Raw genomic sequence first — 16,971 nt, 5'->3', positions numbered from 1 at the left:
GCGATCGGGGCGATCAACATCCCCGCGATCAGGCTTCCGACGTGTCGCATGGGTCGCACCGTACCGTCTTTGGCATGACCGAGCACACCGGCCGACCGCCCACCCGTCCCACCAGTTACTCACGGGTTACCCTGAGCCGGATCATGACCGCGGTCGACGTGAATCTGTACGGCACGGTCCACGGCGGCGTGATCATGAAGTTCATCGACGACGTGGCCGGCGCCGCCGCCGCACGGCACAGTGGCGGCACGGCCGTGACCGCCTCGATCGACGAGATTTTGTTCCTCGAACCGCTGCGCGTCGGCGACCTCGTCCACGCGTACGCGCAGGTCAACTGGACCGGGACCACCTCGATGGAGGTCGGCGTCCGCCTCGAGAGCGAGCGCTGGGACCGGGTCAGCGAGTCGGAACCGCTCGTCGTCGCCACCGCGTACCTCGTCTTCGTCGCGGTGGACGCCGAGGGCAAGCCCCGCCCGGTCGCCGCCGTCGCGCCCGACTCCCCGCAGAACGAGGGCCGCCGCCGCGAGGCGGAAATCCGACGCGAACACCGTCTCGCTCGCCGGGACGCCATCCAGAAGCACAGATCAAACCCATAAGAGCCGCTGGCTCGAGGTCTGGATCGACCAGGACCACGTGGCCCTGTGCGTCGGCGGCAGGTGTAAGGCGCCCAGGTCCACCGCGACCCGCCCGTGCGGTCCGGCGGTAGTTTGCGGGCCGGAGTGCTCGCTGCCGGGTCGCTTCGAGGGGCGGCGTCGCGGCGAGCCCGACATATCGGGCAAACCACCAGTGGTTGCGAACCACACTCCGGCAGGGCGTCAGATAGGGCGACTCCACACTGAGCGATCGTTCGGCCGTGCCGCAAGATGGTCTAATGGCGAAAGTGCTGTGGGAACCCCCGAAGGACGTGCTCGACCACACCAGGATCGGGGCGTTCCAGCGCCGGGTCGAGGCCGAGCACCACCGCAGCTTCGCCGGCTACGAGGAGCTCTGGCAGTGGTCCGTCGACCACCCCGCCGACTTCTGGCGCGCGATCTGGGACCACTTCGAGGTCATCGCCCACGAGCCGCCGGCCGGAAGCCTGGCGGACGCGCGCATGCCCGGCGCCGACTGGTTCCCGGGCGCGCGCCTCAACTACGCCGAGCACGTTCTGCGCATGCCCGGGGTCGGGGACGACGAGCCGATCGTCATCGCCGTCTCGCAGACCCGCGGCCCGATCACCCTTACGGCCCGGGAGCTGCGTGACCAGGTCCGGCGCGCCCGGGCGGGGTTGCGGCGGCTGGGAGTGGGGGAGGGCGACCGGGTCGCCGCGTACGCCCCGAACATCCCCGAGACGCTGGTCCTGCTGCTCGCCACGGCCAGCCTCGGCGCCATCTTCTCCAGCTGTGCCCCGGAGTTCGGCACCCGCTCGGTGGTGGACCGCTGGCGGCAGATCGAGCCCAAGGTCCTGGTCGCCGTCGACGGGTACCGCTACGGCGACAAGCCCGTCGACCGCACCGGCGAGGTCGAGGCGATCCGCCAGGCCCTGCCGTCCCTCGAGCACGTCGTCCGCATCGGATACCTGGACGCGAGCGGGAGCGACTGGGACGGGCTGACCGCGGCGACGGACGAGCCGCTGGAGTTCGCCGCGGTGCCGTTCAAGCATCCGCTGTACGTCCTCTACAGCTCCGGCACGACCGGACTCCCGAAGCCTATCGTCCACGGCCACGGCGGCATCCTGCTCGAGCACCTCAAGATGCTCGCCCTGCACCACGACCTCGGCCCCGGCGACCGGTTCTTCTGGTTCACCACCACCGGCTGGATGATGTGGAACTACCTCGTCTCCGGCCCGGCCGTGGGCGCCGCGATCGTGCTGGTCGACGGTAACCCGGCGCACCCGGACCTCGGCTGGCTGTGGCGCGTGGCGCAGGAGACCGGCGCGACGTACTTCGGCACCTCCGCCCCGTTCCTGCTCTCCTGCCGCAAGGCCGGCTTGGTGCCGAAGGACTTCGCGAAGCTGGACGCCCTGCGCGGGGTCGGCTCGACCGGCGCGCCGCTGCCGCCGGAGGGCTTCGAATGGGTGTACGACGCCGTCTCCGACAACGTCCTGCTCGCCTCGGCCTCGGGCGGCACCGACGTCTGCACCGCCTTCGTCGGCGGCGTGCCGCTCCTGCCGGTCCGCGCCGGCGAGATCGCCTGCCGGGCGCTCGGCGCGCGGGTCGAGGCGTTCGCGGCGGACGGCACCCCGGTCATCGGCGAGCTCGGCGAGCTGGTCATCACCGCACCGATGCCGAGCATGCCGGTCGGCTTCTGGGGCGACGAGGACGGCTCGCGCTACGCCGATGCGTACTTCGGTACGTATCCGGGCGTCTGGCGCCACGGCGACTGGATCACCATCGACGAGCGCGGCGCCTGCGTGATCACCGGCCGCTCGGACGCGACCCTGAACCGCGGCGGTGTGCGGCTGGGCACGAGCGAGTTCTACTCGGTCGTCGAGGGGCTGGACGGGATCGTGGACTCGGTGGTCGTACACCTCGAGGACCCCGAGGGCGGCGCCGGTGAGCTGCTGCTGTTCGTCGTCCTGAGCCCGGGCACGACGCTCGACGACGCCCTGCGCGCGCGCATCGCCCGGGAGCTGCGCACCGCGCTGTCCCCGCGGCACGTGCCCGACCGGGTGTACCAGGTCGAGGCCGTGCCGCGGACGCTGTCGGGCAAGAAGCTGGAGGTGCCGGTGAAGCGCATCCTGACCGGCACCCCCGTCGACCAGGCGGCCGCGAAGGGTGCCCTGGCCAATCCGGAGTCGTTGCGGTACTTCGCCGACATCCGCCGTTAGATCGGGGTCGCCTGCTCCGACTCGGCCCGGCCGGCCAGCTTGGCGGGGTCGCTGTTCACGCTGAGCACGATGCTCGCCCCGGCGGCGAGCGGCGCGACGAGCCACTCGACCGGGTCGGGGTGCGCGACGGTGTCCACGAGGACCCGCCCGCCGGGGTAGCCGAGCGCCCGCCCGCGCTCGACGAGCTCCTCCGTTCCGCCGCCACCGACCGGACCCGGGAAGTGGTCGCCGTGCCGGCGTACCTCGGCCACGTAGTCGGCCCAGCCCGCCGGCACCCCGCCGCGCATGGGCAGCCCCATCGGCGCGAGCCCGAGCACGTAACGGTCGACCGGCCCCGGCGCGCCGGTCTCGGCCGCCGTCAGCGAGGCGAACTCGACGTCCGCGCCGGCCGCGGTCGGCTCGCCGAAGGACACCGACAGCCCCGCCGTCCACGCGCCGAGCAGGATCGCCGCCGTCTGCCAGTGCGGGGGCAGCCGTACCGCCGCGACGTCGCCCACGCCGAGCCCGCACCCGTCGACCAGGAGGTTGGCGGTCTTCGACACCCAGTTGGCCAGGGTCGCGCCCGACAACTCCGTTCGCTCCCCGGTCGCGTCGTCGTAGAACGTCAGGAACGGAAGTGACGGGTCTTTACCGACAATTGCCGCAAAGAGTGAAGGAACTGTATTCCCCATATGTCCAATTAATCCCTTCCATAGCATCTCACCTGTTTTCTAGCGAGATGGGGCAAGCGAGATGGGTGTCTGGGCAACGCGACGATACCGGCGCAGCAGGCTGGTCGCCCTCGCCGGCTGCCCGCTCATCCTGCTGGCGGCCGGTCTGGTCGGCGGCGGCGCCGCGGCCCGCCCGACCGAGCCGCCCGTCGCCTCGCAGAGCCTCACCGCGCCGGTCGAGTGGGCCAACCCGGCCGCCCAGGCGCCGGGCGGCGAGGGCGTGCCGACCCGTGTTACCCGGGTCGTGCTCGGCGACTTCGACCGGCCGTCGGGCGGGGTGAGCGCGCAGGGCGGGACGCTGCAGGACGTGCCGCTCGCGGAGGGGTACCGCAAGACCACCCGCAGCCGGACGCTCACCGCCACCCGCGCCTCCACGGCCCCGTTCAGCGCTATCGGCGTCACCTGGCGCGAGACCGCCGGCATCGGCGAGGTCAGTATCGCCATTCGCAGCCACGTCCCGGGCGGCGACTGGGGCCGGTGGCAGGCCGTCGGCGCCGGCGAGTCCGACCGCGACCCGGTCGAGGGGCCCAAGGCCTCCGGAAAGTCCCCGAGCCCGAGCGCGTCGCCGACCGGCGGACCCGCCCAGCGCGGCGGGGCCGAGCTGGTCTGGGTCGGCCCGAGCGACGGCGTTCAGGTCTCGGTGAGCAGTACCGGGGTCGCCCCGCACGACGTCACCGCCGACCTCATCGACCCGAGCGATTCGCCCGCCGACGCCATGCCGCCGAGCGCCGCGCCGCCGGTCGAGGACGCGCCCGTCGCGCTGCGCCCGTTCATGCCGCCGATCAACCGGCGCGGGGCCTGGGGCGCCAACGAGCGGCTCATGGGCTGGAAGCCGGACTACGCGCCGTACGTCAAGGCGGTGGCCGTGCACCACACCGCGACCGGCAACGACTACACCGAGGCCGACGTACCCAAGATCCTGCGCTCGATCTACCAGTACCAGACGGTCAGCCGCGGCTGGGGCGACATCGGCTACAACGTGCTCGTCGACAAGTTCGGGCGGCTGTGGGAGGGCCGCGCCGGCGGGCTCGCGCGCCCGGTCGTGGGCGCCCAGGCCGGCGGCTTCAACACCGGTACCGCGGGCATCGCGATGATCGGCGACTACCGCACCACGACCGTCCCGCCGGCGGTCGTGGAGTCCGCCGCGCAGTACACCGCCTGGAAACTTTCACTGAACCAGGCCATCGATCCGCGCGGTACCGTGGCGCTCACCGGCGGCGGCTCGACCTCGCGCTACCCGGCCGGCACCACGGTCACCGTCCCGCGCGTCTTTCCGCACCGCCAGACCAACCCGACCGAGTGCCCCGGTGCCCGCGGGATGGATGTGCTGCCGCAGATCCGCGACCGCGCCGCGCAGCTGCTCGGCGACCTGGTCAAGCCCGGCACGGTAAGGGCCCTGATGGCGGCGTACCGGCCCGCCGACGGCACCGTGCGGCTGCAGGGCATCGCCCAGCCCATCTTCACTTCGGGTCCGAACGAGATCGCGGTGCCGGCCGACTACAACGGCGACGGCAAGGCCGACGTGGCCACCTGGTCGCCGACCACCGGCAACTGGACGATGCTGCTCACCGGCGAGGGCAGGTCCGTGGTCCAGTGGGGCCTGCCCGGGGACGTGCCGGCCCCGGCCGACTACGACGGCGACGGCAAGGCCGACCTCGCGGTGTTCCGGCCCGGCAACGGGGTCTGGTACATCAAGGGCGTCGGCGAACTGCAACTCGGGCAGCCCGGTGACCAGCCCGTTCCCGGTGACTACACCGGCGACGGCCGCGCCGAGCCCGCGATCTGGCGCCCGTCGACGGGCCTGTGGGCGATCCGCGCGATCCGCGAGTGGCAGTTCGGCGAGCCCGGCGCGATCGCGGTGCCGGCCGACTACGACGGCGACGGCAAGCTCGACCCCGCCACCTGGTCCCCGGCGACCCAGCAGTTCCAGATCGGCGGCCAGGCCCCGGTTCGGCTCGGGGACCCGGGCGACACGCCGGTGCCGGGGCAGTACGACGGCGACGGCAAGGCCGACCTGGCCGTGTGGCACGACGGCCGATTCGACGTGCGAGGGGTCGGCAAGTACGAGGTCGGAGCGCTGGGAGACGTACCGATGCCGCTGAATTGAGCAAAAATTGAACTGCGCGGTCGACACATGAGTTGAATCAGGCTGAATCCTGGGTGGAACTCACGTCGCGAGTCGCGTCGTGGACATCGATCACCGGCGGATCGGGCGTAGGCTTGCCGCGAGACGCCGCACCGAGTCCAGCATCGAGTTCACAGGGAGTGCCACGTGACCCCCGGCCGACCGCCACGCGTGCTTGTTGACGCCACGAGTGTCCCAGCCGACCGAGGCGGGGTGGGGCGTTACGTCGACGGTCTGCTGGGCGCGCTCGGCGCGCTCGACGCCGACCTCGCCGTCGTCTGTCAGCGCACCGACGCCGAGCGTTACGGACGGCTCCTGCCCAACGCGCGCATCATGTCCGCCCCCGCCGCCGCGGCACACCGCCCCGCCCGGCTCGCCTGGGAGCAGACCGGCCTGCCGATACTCGCGCAGCAGGTCGGCGCGCAGGTGCTGCACTCGCCCTTCTACACGTGCCCGTTGCGTGCGGGCTGCCCGGTGACCGTCACCGTCCACGACGCCACGTTCTTCACCGAGCCCGAGCACTACGACAAGTCCCGCCGCACCTTCTTCCGCTCGGCGATCAAGACGTCGCTGCGGCGCGCCAGCCGGGTGATCGTGCCGAGCAAGGCGACCCGCGACGAGCTGATCCGGCTGCTGGACGCCGATCCGACCCGCATCGACGTGGCCTACCACGGCGTCGACCCGCAGGCGTTCCACGCGCCCACCGACGACGAGAAGGCGCGGGTGCGGGCGCGGCTGGGGCTGGGCTCGACGGAGTACATCGCCTTCCTCGGGGCCAAGGAGCCCCGCAAGAACGTGCCCAGCCTGATTCGCGGCTGGATCTCCGCCGTCCGTGACCGGCAGGACCCGCCCGCCCTGGTCGTGGCCGGCGGCCAGGGCCACGACGACGAGATCGACGGCGCCATCGCCGAGGTGCCCAGCCACCTGCGGCTGCTGCGCCCCGGCTACCTGCGCTACGCGGACCTCCCCGGCTTCCTCGGCGGCGCCGTCGTCGCGGCCTACCCGTCCTTCGGTGAGGGCTTCGGCCTGCCGATCCTCGAGGCCATGGCCTGCGGGGCCCCCGTGCTCACCACGCCCCGGCTGTCCCTGCCGGAGGTCGGCGGCGACGCGGTGGCGTATACGGGCCCCGGCCCCGACGAGATCGCCCGTGACTTGGCGGCACTGCTCGACGACACCGAGCGACGTAACGCTTTGGCAAAGGCCGGCGCCGCGCGCGCCAAGGAGTTCACCTGGGAGTCCAGCGCCGAGGTCCACCTCGCCGCCTGGGCCAGGGCGGCCAGCCCGCGCGGGTATTAGCCCCGGGTGTCACCTTCCGAAACCCCATCAGGCGATTTCGGTAATGGTGTTGGCACCCCCGAGTTGTGGAAGGGTGCCCTCTCCTGGGCATGATGTGCCGGTGTTCTACGCGGTGATTCCTGCAGGTGGCAGCGGCACGCGGCTCTGGCCGCTGTCGCGAGCCGGTCATCCGAAGTTTCTCCATGCCCTCACCGGGACCCCGTTGTCGCTGCTTCAGGCGACCTATGGGCGGCTCGAAGGCCTGGCGACGCCCGAGTCCACGTTCGTGGTCACTGGCGTAGCGCACGCGGCCGCCGTCGCCCGGCAGTTGCCGGGTCTGCCGGAGGGCAACATCCTCGTCGAGCCGACCCCGCGCGACTCCTGCGCCGCGATCGGCCTCGCCGCGGCGGTGATCGCCCGCCGCGACCCGCACGCCGTCATGGGCGCCTTCGCCGCGGACCAGCTCGTTCGTGACGTTCCGGCGTTCCAGAGCACGCTGCGGCGGGCCGTCGAGGGCGCCGAGGACGGCCTGCTCATGACGATCGGCATCACGCCGACCCACCCGGAGACCGGCTACGGCTACCTCCATGTCGGCGAGCCCACCGGCACCGGCGACGTGTGCAAGGTCGCCGAGTTCGCCGAGAAGCCCGCCCTCGACGTCGCCCAGCGCTACGTCGACTCCGGCGAGTACCTGTGGAACGCCGGCATGTTCGTCTGGCGCGTCGACGTCTTCCTGGACGAGCTCGCCCGCCAGCAGCCCGCCCTCCACGACGGCCTGCGCCGCATCGCCGAGTCGTGGGACTCCCGCGAGCGCGAGGAGGTCCTGGCCGAGCTCTGGCCCGGCCTGACCAAGATCTCGGTCGACTTCGGCGTCATGGAGGGCGCGGGCCGCGCCGGCCTCGTCGGTACCGTGCCCGGCAACTTCGGCTGGAACGACGTCGGCGACTTCCACACGCTGGGCGAGTTGCTGGAGACCGACACCGCCGGCAACGTGGTCGTCGAGCTGGGTGCGGTCGTCGGCGACTCCGGCGCCCAGACCAAGCCCACGGTCCTCATGCAGGACGCGGAGCGCGTGGTCGTGGTGCCCCGCTCGGGCCGCCTGGTCGCCGCGGTCGGTGTGAACGACCTGATCATCGTCGACACGCCGGACGCGCTGCTGATCTGCCCGCGCGCTCGCGCCCAGGACGTGAAGAAGCTGGTCGACTCCCTGAAGGAGCGCGGCTCGATCGAGCTGCTGTAACCACGCCCCGCACGGGCCCGGCCGAGTTTCCAGCGGCCGGGCCCGTTGCGTAAACGCGTCGTCCGTGCGGTGGCGGCTTTGGGCGATATGTCGGGCGCTGCCGCGCCACGACATATCCGGATTTTTCGCCTGACAGGGCATAAATCCGCCAAGGATGGCGGCGGCAGCCGATGGCAGCTCAAGATCATGACTGCTCGACCTACCGGCGCTGCGCCGCGTCGATCCGGGTTTGTACCGCTTTGGTCGAGTCGTCGGTGCCGGCCGGCTTCGGTCAGGCGCGCTTGGCCCAGGCCAGGGCGGGCGCCACCAGGACGTCGGTCGCGTCGGCCAAGGGCTCGGGCAGGGCGTCCGGGGCGAACCAGCCCAGCGCGCTCGACTCCGCGCTGACCTTCTCGACCGCGCCGGGCGGGGCGATCGCCGCGTATCGTACGTCGTAGTGCAGCGACGACCCGCCCGAGCAAATCACGTGGTGCACGTCCAGGCCGATCGGGGCCTCGCAGATGCGCAGGCCCAGGATGCCCGACTCCTCGGTCGCCTCGCGCAGGGCGGCGCCCGCGATCGTGGTGTCCTCCGGCTCGCAGTGGCCGCCCAGCTGGGTCCAGCGCTTGATCCGTCCGTGCAGGCAGAGCAGCACGCGCTCGGCCGTGGCGTCCACGACCAGGGTGCTCGCGGTCACGTGGCCGCCGGAGTGCTCGCGCCAGACAGTGGTGGGGTCCGGGCGGACGAAGTCCAGGAACCGCTGGCGGGTCGCCTCGGCCTCCGCCGAGGGCGGTGCCCATCCTGACAGTACGGCCAGTGCGTCCTCGTGCAGCGTATTCATAGTGACCGCAGGCTACCGCGCCCGATCGCGAGGACGCCGAGGGGCACGCCTCCCTCGGGCAGGTCGCCCGCGACGGTCGCCGGGTCGGCGAGCTCCAGCCAGGTCGATGCGAGGCCGTCAGCTGCGAGAACGGCTCGCAGTCGCTCGGCGCGGCGGCCCGCCTCGGCCGCGGCGCGGAGGTCACCGGCGGGTGCCCACACGACGACGGCCGCCACGGTGTCGGGCGGGACCGTCACGCTGTGTGTAACCGGGAACGGGAGCGGGGGGAGCTCGACCGGGGTGTCGACGGGGGCGAAGGCGGGGGCGTCGGGCAGGTCGGCGGCGGCGCGCAGGCCGCGGGCGGTCGCCTCCGCGGTGCCGAGGGAGAACAGGTCGGCGTCGGCGCCGCGGACGAGTTCGGCGGCGCCGCGGCCGTGGGCGGGCGGGAAGCTTCTCGCGAAGCCGCGGACCACGGCGACCGGCACCTGCGCCGTCTTGCCCTTGACCAGTTCGGCGGCGGCCGCCAGCTCGTCGATCTGGGCGGTCTGGGTGAGGTTCAGCTCGTTGCCGTACGCGTCCTCGATGCCCCGGTAGTCCACCAGCGCGTCGACGCCGGCCGCGCCGATCGCCACGTCGGTCAGGCCCAGCCGCCACGGGCGGCCCATCGTGTCGGTGATGATCACGGCGACGTCGAGCTGGAAGCGCTCGCGCAGCTCGTCGCGCAGCCAGCGGGCCGACGCGTCCGGGTCCTTGGGCAGCAGCACCAGGTGGGAGCGGTCGACGTTGGACTGGTCGATGCCGGCCGCGGCGAGGACGAAGCCGTGGTGGGTCTGCACGATCCGGGTCGCGCCCCGGCGGGCGACCACGCGGGCGGTCTCGGCGCGCAGGGCAGCCTCGCGGGCGGCCTCCCGGGCCGGCTCGTCGAGCGGGATCCCGACGAGCTGCCCCTCGGCCTTGCTCACGATCTTGCTGGTCACCACGAGCACGTCGCCGTCGGCGAGCCACGGGGCCGCGGCGGTGATGAGCGCGGCGAGGTCGTCGCCGGGCTTGACGTCGCCGATGCCGACGACCGGGTGGATCTCCAGGGACGGGATCATGCCACACCGACCGTGGACAGCGCGGCGCGGACCATGGCGGCGGTCGCGGCCTCGTCGGTCATCCACAGCGGCACCGCGCGGACGGTCAGGCCGGGCACCTCGACGCCGGCGTCGGACTCGTCCACCAGCCAGGCGTCGAGCACCCCGCCGCCGGACCGGGCGCCGAGCAGGCCGCCGACGCCGGCCGGGCTGCACTCGACGCCCATGACGGCCAGGCACTTGTCGGCCATGCCGCGCACCGGTGCGCTGCCGATGATCGGGGAGAAGCCCACGACGGGCGCCCGGCCCGTGGCCACGGCGTCACGCAGGGCGGGCACGGCGAGGATCGGGGCGATGGAGACCACGGGATTGCTGGGCCCCACGAGTACGACATCCGCCGCCCCGAGCGCGTCCAGCACCCCGGCGGCCGGCTTCGCGGTCTCCGCCCCGACGAAGACGAACCGTTGGGTCGGGATCTCGGCGCGGTACCGAATCCACCACTCCTGGAAGTGAATGGCCCGCGCCGCGCCCTCGAGCTCGACCACCGCGTGCGTCTCCACGCGGTCGTCGCTGGCCGGCAGCATGCGGATGCCGGGCTGCCAGCGGTCGCACAGCGCCTCCGTCACCGCCGAGAGCGGGTAGCCGGCCTCCAGCATCCGGGTGCGCACGAGGTGGGTGGCGATGTCCTTGTCGCCGAGGCCGAACCAGGTGGGCTCCGCGCCGTACGCGGCCAGCTCCTCCTTGACCGTCCAGCTCTCGCCGACCCGGCCCCAGCCCCGCTGCGGGTCGGCGCCGCCGCCGAGCGTGTACATCACGCTGTCGAGGTCCGGGCAGATGCGCAGCCCGTGCAGGGTCACGTCGTCGCCGACGTTGACCACCGCGGTGACCTCCGCGCCCGTCTCCCGGGCCACCGCGCGCACCCCGAGCAGGAACCGCGCGCCACCGATCCCACCAGCCAGAACCACGATCCGCATGGGCTCAATCCTGCCCCACCGCTGTTGCGGAGCTGTTCGGGGTCGCCAGCCACGCGCGAATCGTCGCATGGAGCTAGGCTGCTGGCGACCTGTTGCACGGACCGTTTCACTTCGGGAGAGCCAGTGAGCACCCAGCCACCCGATCCGACCCCCACCGGGGCGTTCGCGCCCCCGTCCGCGGCCCAGTATCAGACCCCGGCGACGCAGGCCGTTCCCGTCGCGAACCCCGCGCAGCAGCACCACCAGGCCGTCCCAGCGGTCCCGGCCGCACCCGTGACACCCCCGGACGCGAAGAAGGTCCGCGGCCTGCTGGAGCCGTATCGCGAACTCGCCGCGGTCGCCATGCTCGGCGCGGTCGCGCTCATCCTGCTCGCCGGCGTCGTGCAGATGCTCACCGGCGTGTTCAACTCGTTCCTGGCGATGGCGGCGACCTCGTTCGGCAACGTGATCGGCTTCCAGGTGATCCTGCTGCCGATCCTCGCCGTCGCGCTGGTCGCGCTCGTCGACCCGGTGACCCCGCGGGCCAAGACCGTCGTCATCGGCGCCCTGGTGGAGTATGCGGTGGCGGCCGTCCTCGGCCTCGTGCTGCTGCTCGCCGGCCTCATCGGCGACATCCAGAACGAGGGCCCGATCGGCTACGCGTTCTCGGGCTTCCTCGAGCACCTCGCCGGCCTCGGCCTCATCGGGCTCGGCCTGTTCCTGACCGCCCGCGTGTTCCTGGGCGGCTACTCGGTCCCGAAGCCGGTCGCGCCGGTCTACGGCCAGCCCGCGTACCAGTACCCGCAGGGCTACGCCTACCCGCAGCAGCAGTACGCGCAGCAGACCGGCTACGTCACCGGTGCCCAGCCCGCCGCGCAGCAGACCGGCTACGTCACCGGCGCCCAGCCGGCCGCCCAGCCCGCCGCGCAGCAGCAGGCCTACCCGGCGGGTTACGTCCAGCAGCAGCCCGCCACCGGGGGCTGGCAGCAGCCGGCCACCGGCGCCAACCCGGCGGTCGCCGCCCAGGCCTACCAGCAGCCCGCCCAGGCGCAGCCCGCGACGCCCGGCTACGCCACCCCCACGTCGGCGGTCCCGGCCGTCACCCCGACCACGGGCGCGCCCACGTCGGCGGTCCCGGCCGCCGCGCCCACCTCGGGCGGCTACGCCGTGCCGGGCTACGCGGCGCCCGGATACACCGCCCCGGCCTCCGCGGCCCCGAGCTACGGCGCCCCGGCCACCCCGCCGGCCGCGCCCGCGCCCGCGGCCGATGCGGCGCCCGCGTCGGCCCCGCCGCTGAGCTCGCCGTTCGCGGTGTACACCGCGCCCGCCCCGACGCCGGTCGCCGACGAGCCGGTCTCGGCGTCCCCGGCCGACTCGGGCGCGTCGTCCACGCCCCCGGCGGCTTCGCCTCGGCGGGCTGGCCGGGCGGCTCCGGCACGCACCCGGCCGCACCGCAGACCACGCAGGACGCCACCGCCGGCCTCTCGCCCGCGCAGCCCGAGGGCCAGGCCGGCCTGTCGCCCGCGCGGCCCGAGGAGGAGGGGACCGCGGTCCTCACCCCGGCGCACACCACCCAGCCGGACGAGGAGGGCACCGCCGTGCTCAGCCCGGCCCAGCCGGAGGAGGCCACCGCCGGGCTCAGCCCGGCCGACCCGGACGCCACCTCGGTGCTGCAGCCGCGCAAGCCCAACGACGACGGCGAGGAGACCCAGCGCACGCAGGCGATCCCGCCAAAGTAAATGAGCGAGGCTCGTATTCCCCGCGGCGCGACGCCGCGGGGAATACGTCACACGCCGGGCGCGCGTGAATCCGACTCGCGGCGGCCTACGCTGCAAGACGTGACGTCTGAAGGCAGAGGTACCGAAGACAACGCCATGCGCCGCGCGCTTCGACGGGCGGCCGACGGCCGGACCCTCGACGCGACCGAGGCTGCCGTCCTGCTGACCGCCCGCGGCGCGGCCCTGGACGACCTGCTCGCGGTCGCCGGCGCGGTGCGCGACGCGGGCCTGGCCGACGCGGGCCGCCCGGGCGTCATCACATTCTCCAAGAAGGTCTTCATCCCGCTGACCCGGCTGTGCCGGGACCGCTGCCACTATTGCACGTTCGCGACGGTGCCGCACCGCCTGCCGAGCGAGTACCTCGAGATCGACGAGGTCCTCGCGATCGCCCGCGAGGGGGCGCGGCAGGGCTGCAAGGAGGCGCTGTTCACCCTCGGCGACCGCCCCGAGGAGCGCTGGCCCCAGGCTCGGCGCTGGCTGGACGAGCGCGGCTACGACTCGACGCTGGCCTACCTGCGCGCGTGCGCCATCGCGGTGCTGGAGGAGACCGGCCTGCTGCCGCACCTCAACCCCGGCGTGCTGTCGTGGGCGGAGCTGCAGCGGCTCAAGCCGGTCGCGCCGAGCATGGGCATGATGCTGGAGACCACCGCCACCCGCCTGTGGTCGGAGCCGGGCGGCCCGCACTTCGGCTCGCCGGACAAGGAACCGGCGGTCCGCCTGCGGGTCCTCGACGACGCCGGCCGGGTCGGCGTCCCGTTCACCACCGGCATCCTCATCGGCATCGGCGAGACGCTCGGCGAGCGCGCCGAGTCGCTGTTCGCGATCCGCCGGCCGATGCGGGAGTACGGCCACATCCAGGAAGTCATCGTCCAGAACTTCCGCGCCAAGCCGGACACGGCGATGCGCGGCATGCCCGACGCCGAGCTGCGGGACCTGGCCGCGACGATCGCCGTGGCCCGGCTGGTCCTGGGGCCCAAGGCGCGCATCCAGGCGCCGCCGAACCTCATCGACGAGGAGTATTCGCTGCTCATCCGGGCCGGCATCGACGACTGGGGCGGTGTGTCCCCGGTGACGCCGGACCACGTCAACCCCGAGCGCCCCTGGCCGGCCCTCGACGAGCTGGCGGAACGGACAAAAGCCGCGGGATTCGTACTGCGCGAGCGCCTGACGATCTACCCGGAGTACGCCCGCCGCGGTGTGCCCTGGCTCGACGCCCGCCTGACCGCGCACGTCGAGGCCCTGATGGAGCGCGACACCGGGCTGGCCGACGAGAGCGCGATGCTCGCGGGCCGGCCGTGGCAGGAGCCGGACGGCGGGCACGAGGACAGCGGCCGCACCGACCTGCACGCCGCGATCGACTCCGAGGGCCGCAGCGCCGACCGCCGGGGCGACTTCGACACGGTGTACGGCGACTGGAGCGAGGTCGCGACCCGCGTGCCGCGGCCGGCGCCCGAGCGCCTCGACCGTGACATCCACAGTGGACTCGACCTGGCCGCGAACGACCCCGGGGCCCTGCTGCTCGAGGAGAACGAGTCCGCGGCCCTGGCGCTGTTCAATGTGGACGGCCCGGGCCTGGAGCAGCTGGTGGGCATCGCCGACGACCTGCGCCGCGACGCGGTCGGCGACGACATCACCTACGTCGTGAACCGCAACATCAACTTCTCGAACGTCTGCTACGTGGGCTGCCGCTTCTGCGCCTTCGCCCAGCGCGAGCGCGACGCGGACGCGTACCGGCTCTCCTACGAGCAGGTCGCCGACCGCGCCGAGGAGGCCTGGAACGCGGGCGCCACCGAGGTCTGCATGCAGGGCGGCATCGACCCGAAGCTCCCGGTCGGCGCCTACGCCGAGCTCGTCCGCGCGGTCAAGACCCGGGTCCCCGGCATGCACGTGCACGCCTTCAGCCCCATGGAGGTGGTGACGGCCGCGGCCAAGGCGGGCGTGTCGATCCGCGACTGGCTGGCCCAGCTCAAGGAGGCGGGCCTGGACACGATCCCGGGCACCGCGGCCGAGATCCTCGACGACGAGGTCCGCTGGGTCCTCACCAAGGGCAAGCTGCCGACCTCGGCCTGGGTCGAGGTGGTGACCACGGCCCACGAGCTGGGCATCCGGTCCAGCTCCACGATGATGTACGGCCACGTCGACCACCCCGGCCACTGGCTCGGCCACTTCCGGGTCCTCGCCGGCATCCAGGACCGGACGGGCGGCTTCACCGAGTTCGTGGCCCTGCCGTTCGTGCACCACAGCGCCCCGATCTACCTCGCCGGCATTGCGCGCCCGGGCCCGACGTGGCGCGACAACCGCGCCGTGCACGCCATGGCCCGGGTGCTCCTGCACGGCCGGATCCCCAACATCCAGTGCTCGTGGGTGAAGCTCGGCGACGAGGGCACGGTCGCGATGCTCCGCGGCGGCGCCAACGACATCGGCGGCACCCTGATGGAGGAGACGATCTCGCGGATGGCCGGCTCGGAGCACGGCTCGGCCCGCACGCGGGAGGAGTTGGAGGCGATCGGTCACGCGGCCGGCCGTCCGGTCCGCCGCCGCACGACGGTCTACGGCCGCGTGACCGCCGAGGCCTGATCAGGGTCGCATCGCCGTCACCGTCGAGATCAGCGTGGCGCCGGTCGTCGGGACCATCGCCACCACCGCGACCAGCCCGCCCACGACCAGCAGGCCCAGCAGGCGCCGGCCGGGGAGGAGCAGCGCCAGCAGCAGCGCCCCGCCGGCGATCTTCACCGGATGCGTGCGCACCTGCATGACCGGCCAGCCCAGGTGGGGCAGGATCAGGCGCACCGGGCCCACGACGTGCTCGCGATCCACCGCGGCCGGGTCCGGCTGCGCGTTCGCGTCGCCCTTCACCGTCAGCGCGCCGTCCGCCGCCTGCGACACGACGCGGTGGGTGATCGGGCCGCGGTCGTCCGTGTACGTGACAATCTCGTACAAGGCGACCGATCGCGCGTTGGGATCGACGAGGATGAGGTCGCCCGCGTGCATCGAGGGCGCCATGGAATCGGACATCACGACGTAGGGTTTCCAGCCCAGGCCGGCGACGCCGACGGTGAACATGATCACGGAGACGGCGACGCCCAGGAGCAGACGGCTGATCATGAGCGGGCCGTGGGGTCGGATCTCAGCTCTTGCCGCACATCGGCGCTGTTCGGCCACGTCAACGGCGGGTTGAGCAAACTTGCCGAGACTCTTCCGGCGCGTCCGGCGTGTCGCCCGTTACCTCCGGCCGGACTTCGTCGGTATGGGTACGGCACGGGGTGCGAGCGATCGCCCGAGCGGGCCTATTTAGCAGGTTCGGCTTGACGACGCACGCATTACACGCGTGTAATTTCACGGGGGATGTTCGCCGGGTGGGGTTGCAAGACGCCACCAAGCGGACATAAGGAACACCGCGCCGAGGTACAGCACCTTGTAGGACATGCGCCTTCCGCGTGGGGGGTTGCGCCGGCATTGACGCCGGTGCGCAAGAAGGAGGCACGCTGATGGACGGCCGACCAGTCGTGGCCGACCTGCTGGGTAACGCTCCGGAGTGGCAAGAGCGCGCTTTGTGTTCGCAGACCGATCCCGAGGCTTTCTTCCCGGAGAAGGGCGGGTCGACGCGCGAGGCCAAGCGCATCTGCTCGCGCTGCGAGGTGCGGGCGGACTGCCTGGAGTACGCCCTGGGGCACGACGAGCGCTTCGGAATCTGGGGCGGGCTCTCGGAGCGCGAGCGCCGCAAGCTCAAGCGACGGGCTGCTTAGCAGATCGGATTTCTCGAATAAGGGCGCCGGTTTCCGAAATGGGACCGGCGCCCTTTTCGTGAATTGAATTGTTATGCGTCAGGGGGAATGACGCGAAGGTGGCCGCGCCGGCCGAGGGGGTGCTGCTGGTCGGGTTCCTGGCGTTGCGGCGCGGGGCGGGCGGCCTCGCGGACGGCCTCGGCGAGCGCGACGAGGTCGTCGTTGGTGGGCGGCGGCGGGCCGTACTCGCCCTCGTGGCGTACGAGATCCCAACCCCGCGGGGCGGTCAGCCCGCGGGCGTGCGACTCGCAGAGGTCGTAGGAGTGCGGCTCGGCGAACGCGGCCAGCGGACCGACAACTGCGGTCGATTCGGCATAAACGTACGTCAACGTCGCAACGGGAGATCGGGGGCAACCGTTGCGCGAGCATCGACGTGGGGTCCTCACGGCCGAACGGTATCTCTCCGAGGCCCTCACGTCGT

The 16,971-nt window shown here is 72.8% G+C and carries 14 protein-coding genes; 8 read left to right on the top strand and 6 right to left on the bottom strand.

The window, feature by feature from the left end; translation table 11 throughout:
• The first annotated feature begins 74 nt into the window (after window positions 1-74).
• Together ACQPY0_RS53460 and ACQPY0_RS53455 are read left to right on the top strand one after the other, a co-directional pair.
• The gene (locus tag ACQPY0_RS53460) at window positions 75-596 is read left to right on the top strand and encodes an acyl-CoA thioesterase (RefSeq protein WP_432979810.1); all 522 of its coding nucleotides are present in this window, start codon (window positions 75-77) and stop codon (window positions 594-596) included.
• A gap of 275 nt (window positions 597-871) precedes the next feature.
• Window positions 872-2,809: an acetoacetate--CoA ligase gene (locus ACQPY0_RS53455; RefSeq protein WP_432979807.1), complete on the top strand. Its 1,938-nt coding sequence runs from the start codon at window positions 872-874 to the stop codon at window positions 2,807-2,809.
• Here the strand turns inward: ACQPY0_RS53455 and ACQPY0_RS53450 are convergent.
• Window positions 2,806-3,480, bottom strand: a complete 675-nt coding sequence (locus tag ACQPY0_RS53450; protein WP_432979804.1) for a TIGR03089 family protein — start codon at window positions 3,478-3,480, stop codon at window positions 2,806-2,808. The genes ACQPY0_RS53455 and ACQPY0_RS53450 overlap by 4 nt on opposite strands.
• 61 nt (window positions 3,481-3,541) lie before the next feature.
• Here ACQPY0_RS53450 and ACQPY0_RS53445 point away from each other — a divergent pair, with 61 nt between their 5' ends.
• The 3 genes from ACQPY0_RS53445 to ACQPY0_RS53435 all read left to right on the top strand — a co-directional run bounded on the left by ACQPY0_RS53445 (window position 3,542) and on the right by ACQPY0_RS53435 (window position 8,159).
• A complete protein-coding gene (locus ACQPY0_RS53445) occupies window positions 3,542-5,626 on the top strand; it encodes an FG-GAP-like repeat-containing protein (protein WP_432979801.1) in 2,085 nt (694 codons plus the stop codon).
• A gap of 165 nt (window positions 5,627-5,791) precedes the next feature.
• The gene (locus tag ACQPY0_RS53440; RefSeq protein WP_432979798.1) at window positions 5,792-6,940 is read left to right on the top strand and encodes a glycosyltransferase family 4 protein; all 1,149 of its coding nucleotides are present in this window, start codon (window positions 5,792-5,794) and stop codon (window positions 6,938-6,940) included.
• Between the two features lie 100 nt (window positions 6,941-7,040).
• Window positions 7,041-8,159, top strand: a complete 1,119-nt coding sequence (locus tag ACQPY0_RS53435) for a mannose-1-phosphate guanylyltransferase (protein WP_432979795.1) — start codon at window positions 7,041-7,043, stop codon at window positions 8,157-8,159.
• A 271-nt stretch (window positions 8,160-8,430) separates the two neighbouring features.
• Here ACQPY0_RS53435 and ACQPY0_RS53430 read toward each other — a convergent pair whose 3' ends face one another.
• The 3 genes from ACQPY0_RS53430 to cofD are packed head-to-tail and all read right to left on the bottom strand — an operon-like array spanning window position 8,431 to window position 11,008.
• Entirely contained in the window at window positions 8,431-8,979 is a 549-nt protein-coding gene (locus tag ACQPY0_RS53430; protein WP_432979792.1) for an NUDIX hydrolase, read from the bottom strand.
• Window positions 8,976-10,055: a coenzyme F420-0:L-glutamate ligase gene (locus tag ACQPY0_RS53425; protein ID WP_432979789.1), complete on the bottom strand. Its 1,080-nt coding sequence runs from the start codon at window positions 10,053-10,055 to the stop codon at window positions 8,976-8,978. Before ACQPY0_RS53425 ends, ACQPY0_RS53430 begins: the two co-directional genes overlap by 4 nt.
• On the bottom strand, window positions 10,052-11,008 hold the full coding sequence (gene cofD, locus ACQPY0_RS53420) for a 2-phospho-L-lactate transferase (protein ID WP_432979786.1): 957 nt from the start codon (window positions 11,006-11,008) through the stop codon (window positions 10,052-10,054). The genes ACQPY0_RS53425 and cofD overlap by 4 nt, the downstream gene beginning before the upstream one ends.
• A 123-nt stretch (window positions 11,009-11,131) precedes the next feature.
• On the opposite strand from cofD, the gene ACQPY0_RS53415 reads away from it, so the two are divergent.
• Together ACQPY0_RS53415 and ACQPY0_RS53410 are read left to right on the top strand one after the other, a co-directional pair.
• Window positions 11,132-12,730, top strand: coding sequence for a hypothetical protein (locus ACQPY0_RS53415; protein WP_432979783.1), 1,599 nt, complete (start codon window positions 11,132-11,134; stop codon window positions 12,728-12,730).
• Between the two features lie 131 nt (window positions 12,731-12,861).
• Window positions 12,862-15,342 carry a bifunctional FO biosynthesis protein CofGH gene (locus tag ACQPY0_RS53410; protein WP_432995802.1) on the top strand — a complete coding sequence of 827 codons (2,481 nt, stop codon included), beginning with the start codon at window positions 12,862-12,864 and terminating at the stop codon, window positions 15,340-15,342.
• Here the strand turns inward: ACQPY0_RS53410 and ACQPY0_RS53405 are convergent, their stop codons facing one another.
• On the bottom strand, window positions 15,343-15,870 hold the full coding sequence (locus ACQPY0_RS53405) for a signal peptidase I (RefSeq protein ID WP_432979780.1): 528 nt from the start codon (window positions 15,868-15,870) through the stop codon (window positions 15,343-15,345).
• A gap of 383 nt (window positions 15,871-16,253) precedes the next feature.
• Here ACQPY0_RS53405 and ACQPY0_RS53400 point away from each other — a divergent pair, with 383 nt between their 5' ends.
• A complete protein-coding gene (locus ACQPY0_RS53400; protein WP_033364663.1) occupies window positions 16,254-16,511 on the top strand; it encodes a WhiB family transcriptional regulator in 258 nt (85 codons plus the stop codon).
• Between the two features lie 71 nt (window positions 16,512-16,582).
• On the opposite strand, the gene ACQPY0_RS53395 is transcribed toward ACQPY0_RS53400, so the two are convergent.
• On the bottom strand, window positions 16,583-16,936 hold the full coding sequence (locus ACQPY0_RS53395) for a DUF3499 domain-containing protein (RefSeq protein ID WP_432979777.1): 354 nt from the start codon (window positions 16,934-16,936) through the stop codon (window positions 16,583-16,585).
• Window positions 16,937-16,971 lie beyond the last annotated feature (35 nt).

Origin of the sequence: Dactylosporangium sp. CA-233914 (assembly GCF_050942935.1) — a bacterium.
Lineage (GTDB): Bacteria > Actinomycetota > Actinomycetes > Mycobacteriales > Micromonosporaceae > Dactylosporangium.
The sequence above is the reverse complement of the archived record's forward strand: the minus strand, read 5'-3'. Positions and strand labels throughout refer to the sequence as shown.

Coding starts and splice junctions, on each gene's coding strand:
- ACQPY0_RS53445 (WP_432979801.1), top strand. CDS start 3,542: ATGGGTGTCTGGGCAACGCGACGATACCGGCGCAGCAGGCTGGTCGCC.
- ACQPY0_RS53405 (WP_432979780.1), bottom strand. CDS start 15,870: ATGATCAGCCGTCTGCTCCTGGGCGTCGCCGTCTCCGTGATCATGTTC.
- ACQPY0_RS53400 (WP_033364663.1), top strand. CDS start 16,254: ATGGACGGCCGACCAGTCGTGGCCGACCTGCTGGGTAACGCTCCGGAG.
- ACQPY0_RS53455 (WP_432979807.1), top strand. CDS start 872: ATGGCGAAAGTGCTGTGGGAACCCCCGAAGGACGTGCTCGACCACACC.
- ACQPY0_RS53425 (WP_432979789.1), bottom strand. CDS start 10,055: ATGATCCCGTCCCTGGAGATCCACCCGGTCGTCGGCATCGGCGACGTC.
- cofD (WP_432979786.1), bottom strand. CDS start 11,008: ATGCGGATCGTGGTTCTGGCTGGTGGGATCGGTGGCGCGCGGTTCCTG.
- ACQPY0_RS53430 (WP_432979792.1), bottom strand. CDS start 8,979: ATGAATACGCTGCACGAGGACGCACTGGCCGTACTGTCAGGATGGGCA.
- ACQPY0_RS53450 (WP_432979804.1), bottom strand. CDS start 3,480: ATGGGGAATACAGTTCCTTCACTCTTTGCGGCAATTGTCGGTAAAGAC.
- ACQPY0_RS53410 (WP_432995802.1), top strand. CDS start 12,862: ATGCGCCGCGCGCTTCGACGGGCGGCCGACGGCCGGACCCTCGACGCG.
- ACQPY0_RS53460 (WP_432979810.1), top strand. CDS start 75: ATGACCGAGCACACCGGCCGACCGCCCACCCGTCCCACCAGTTACTCA.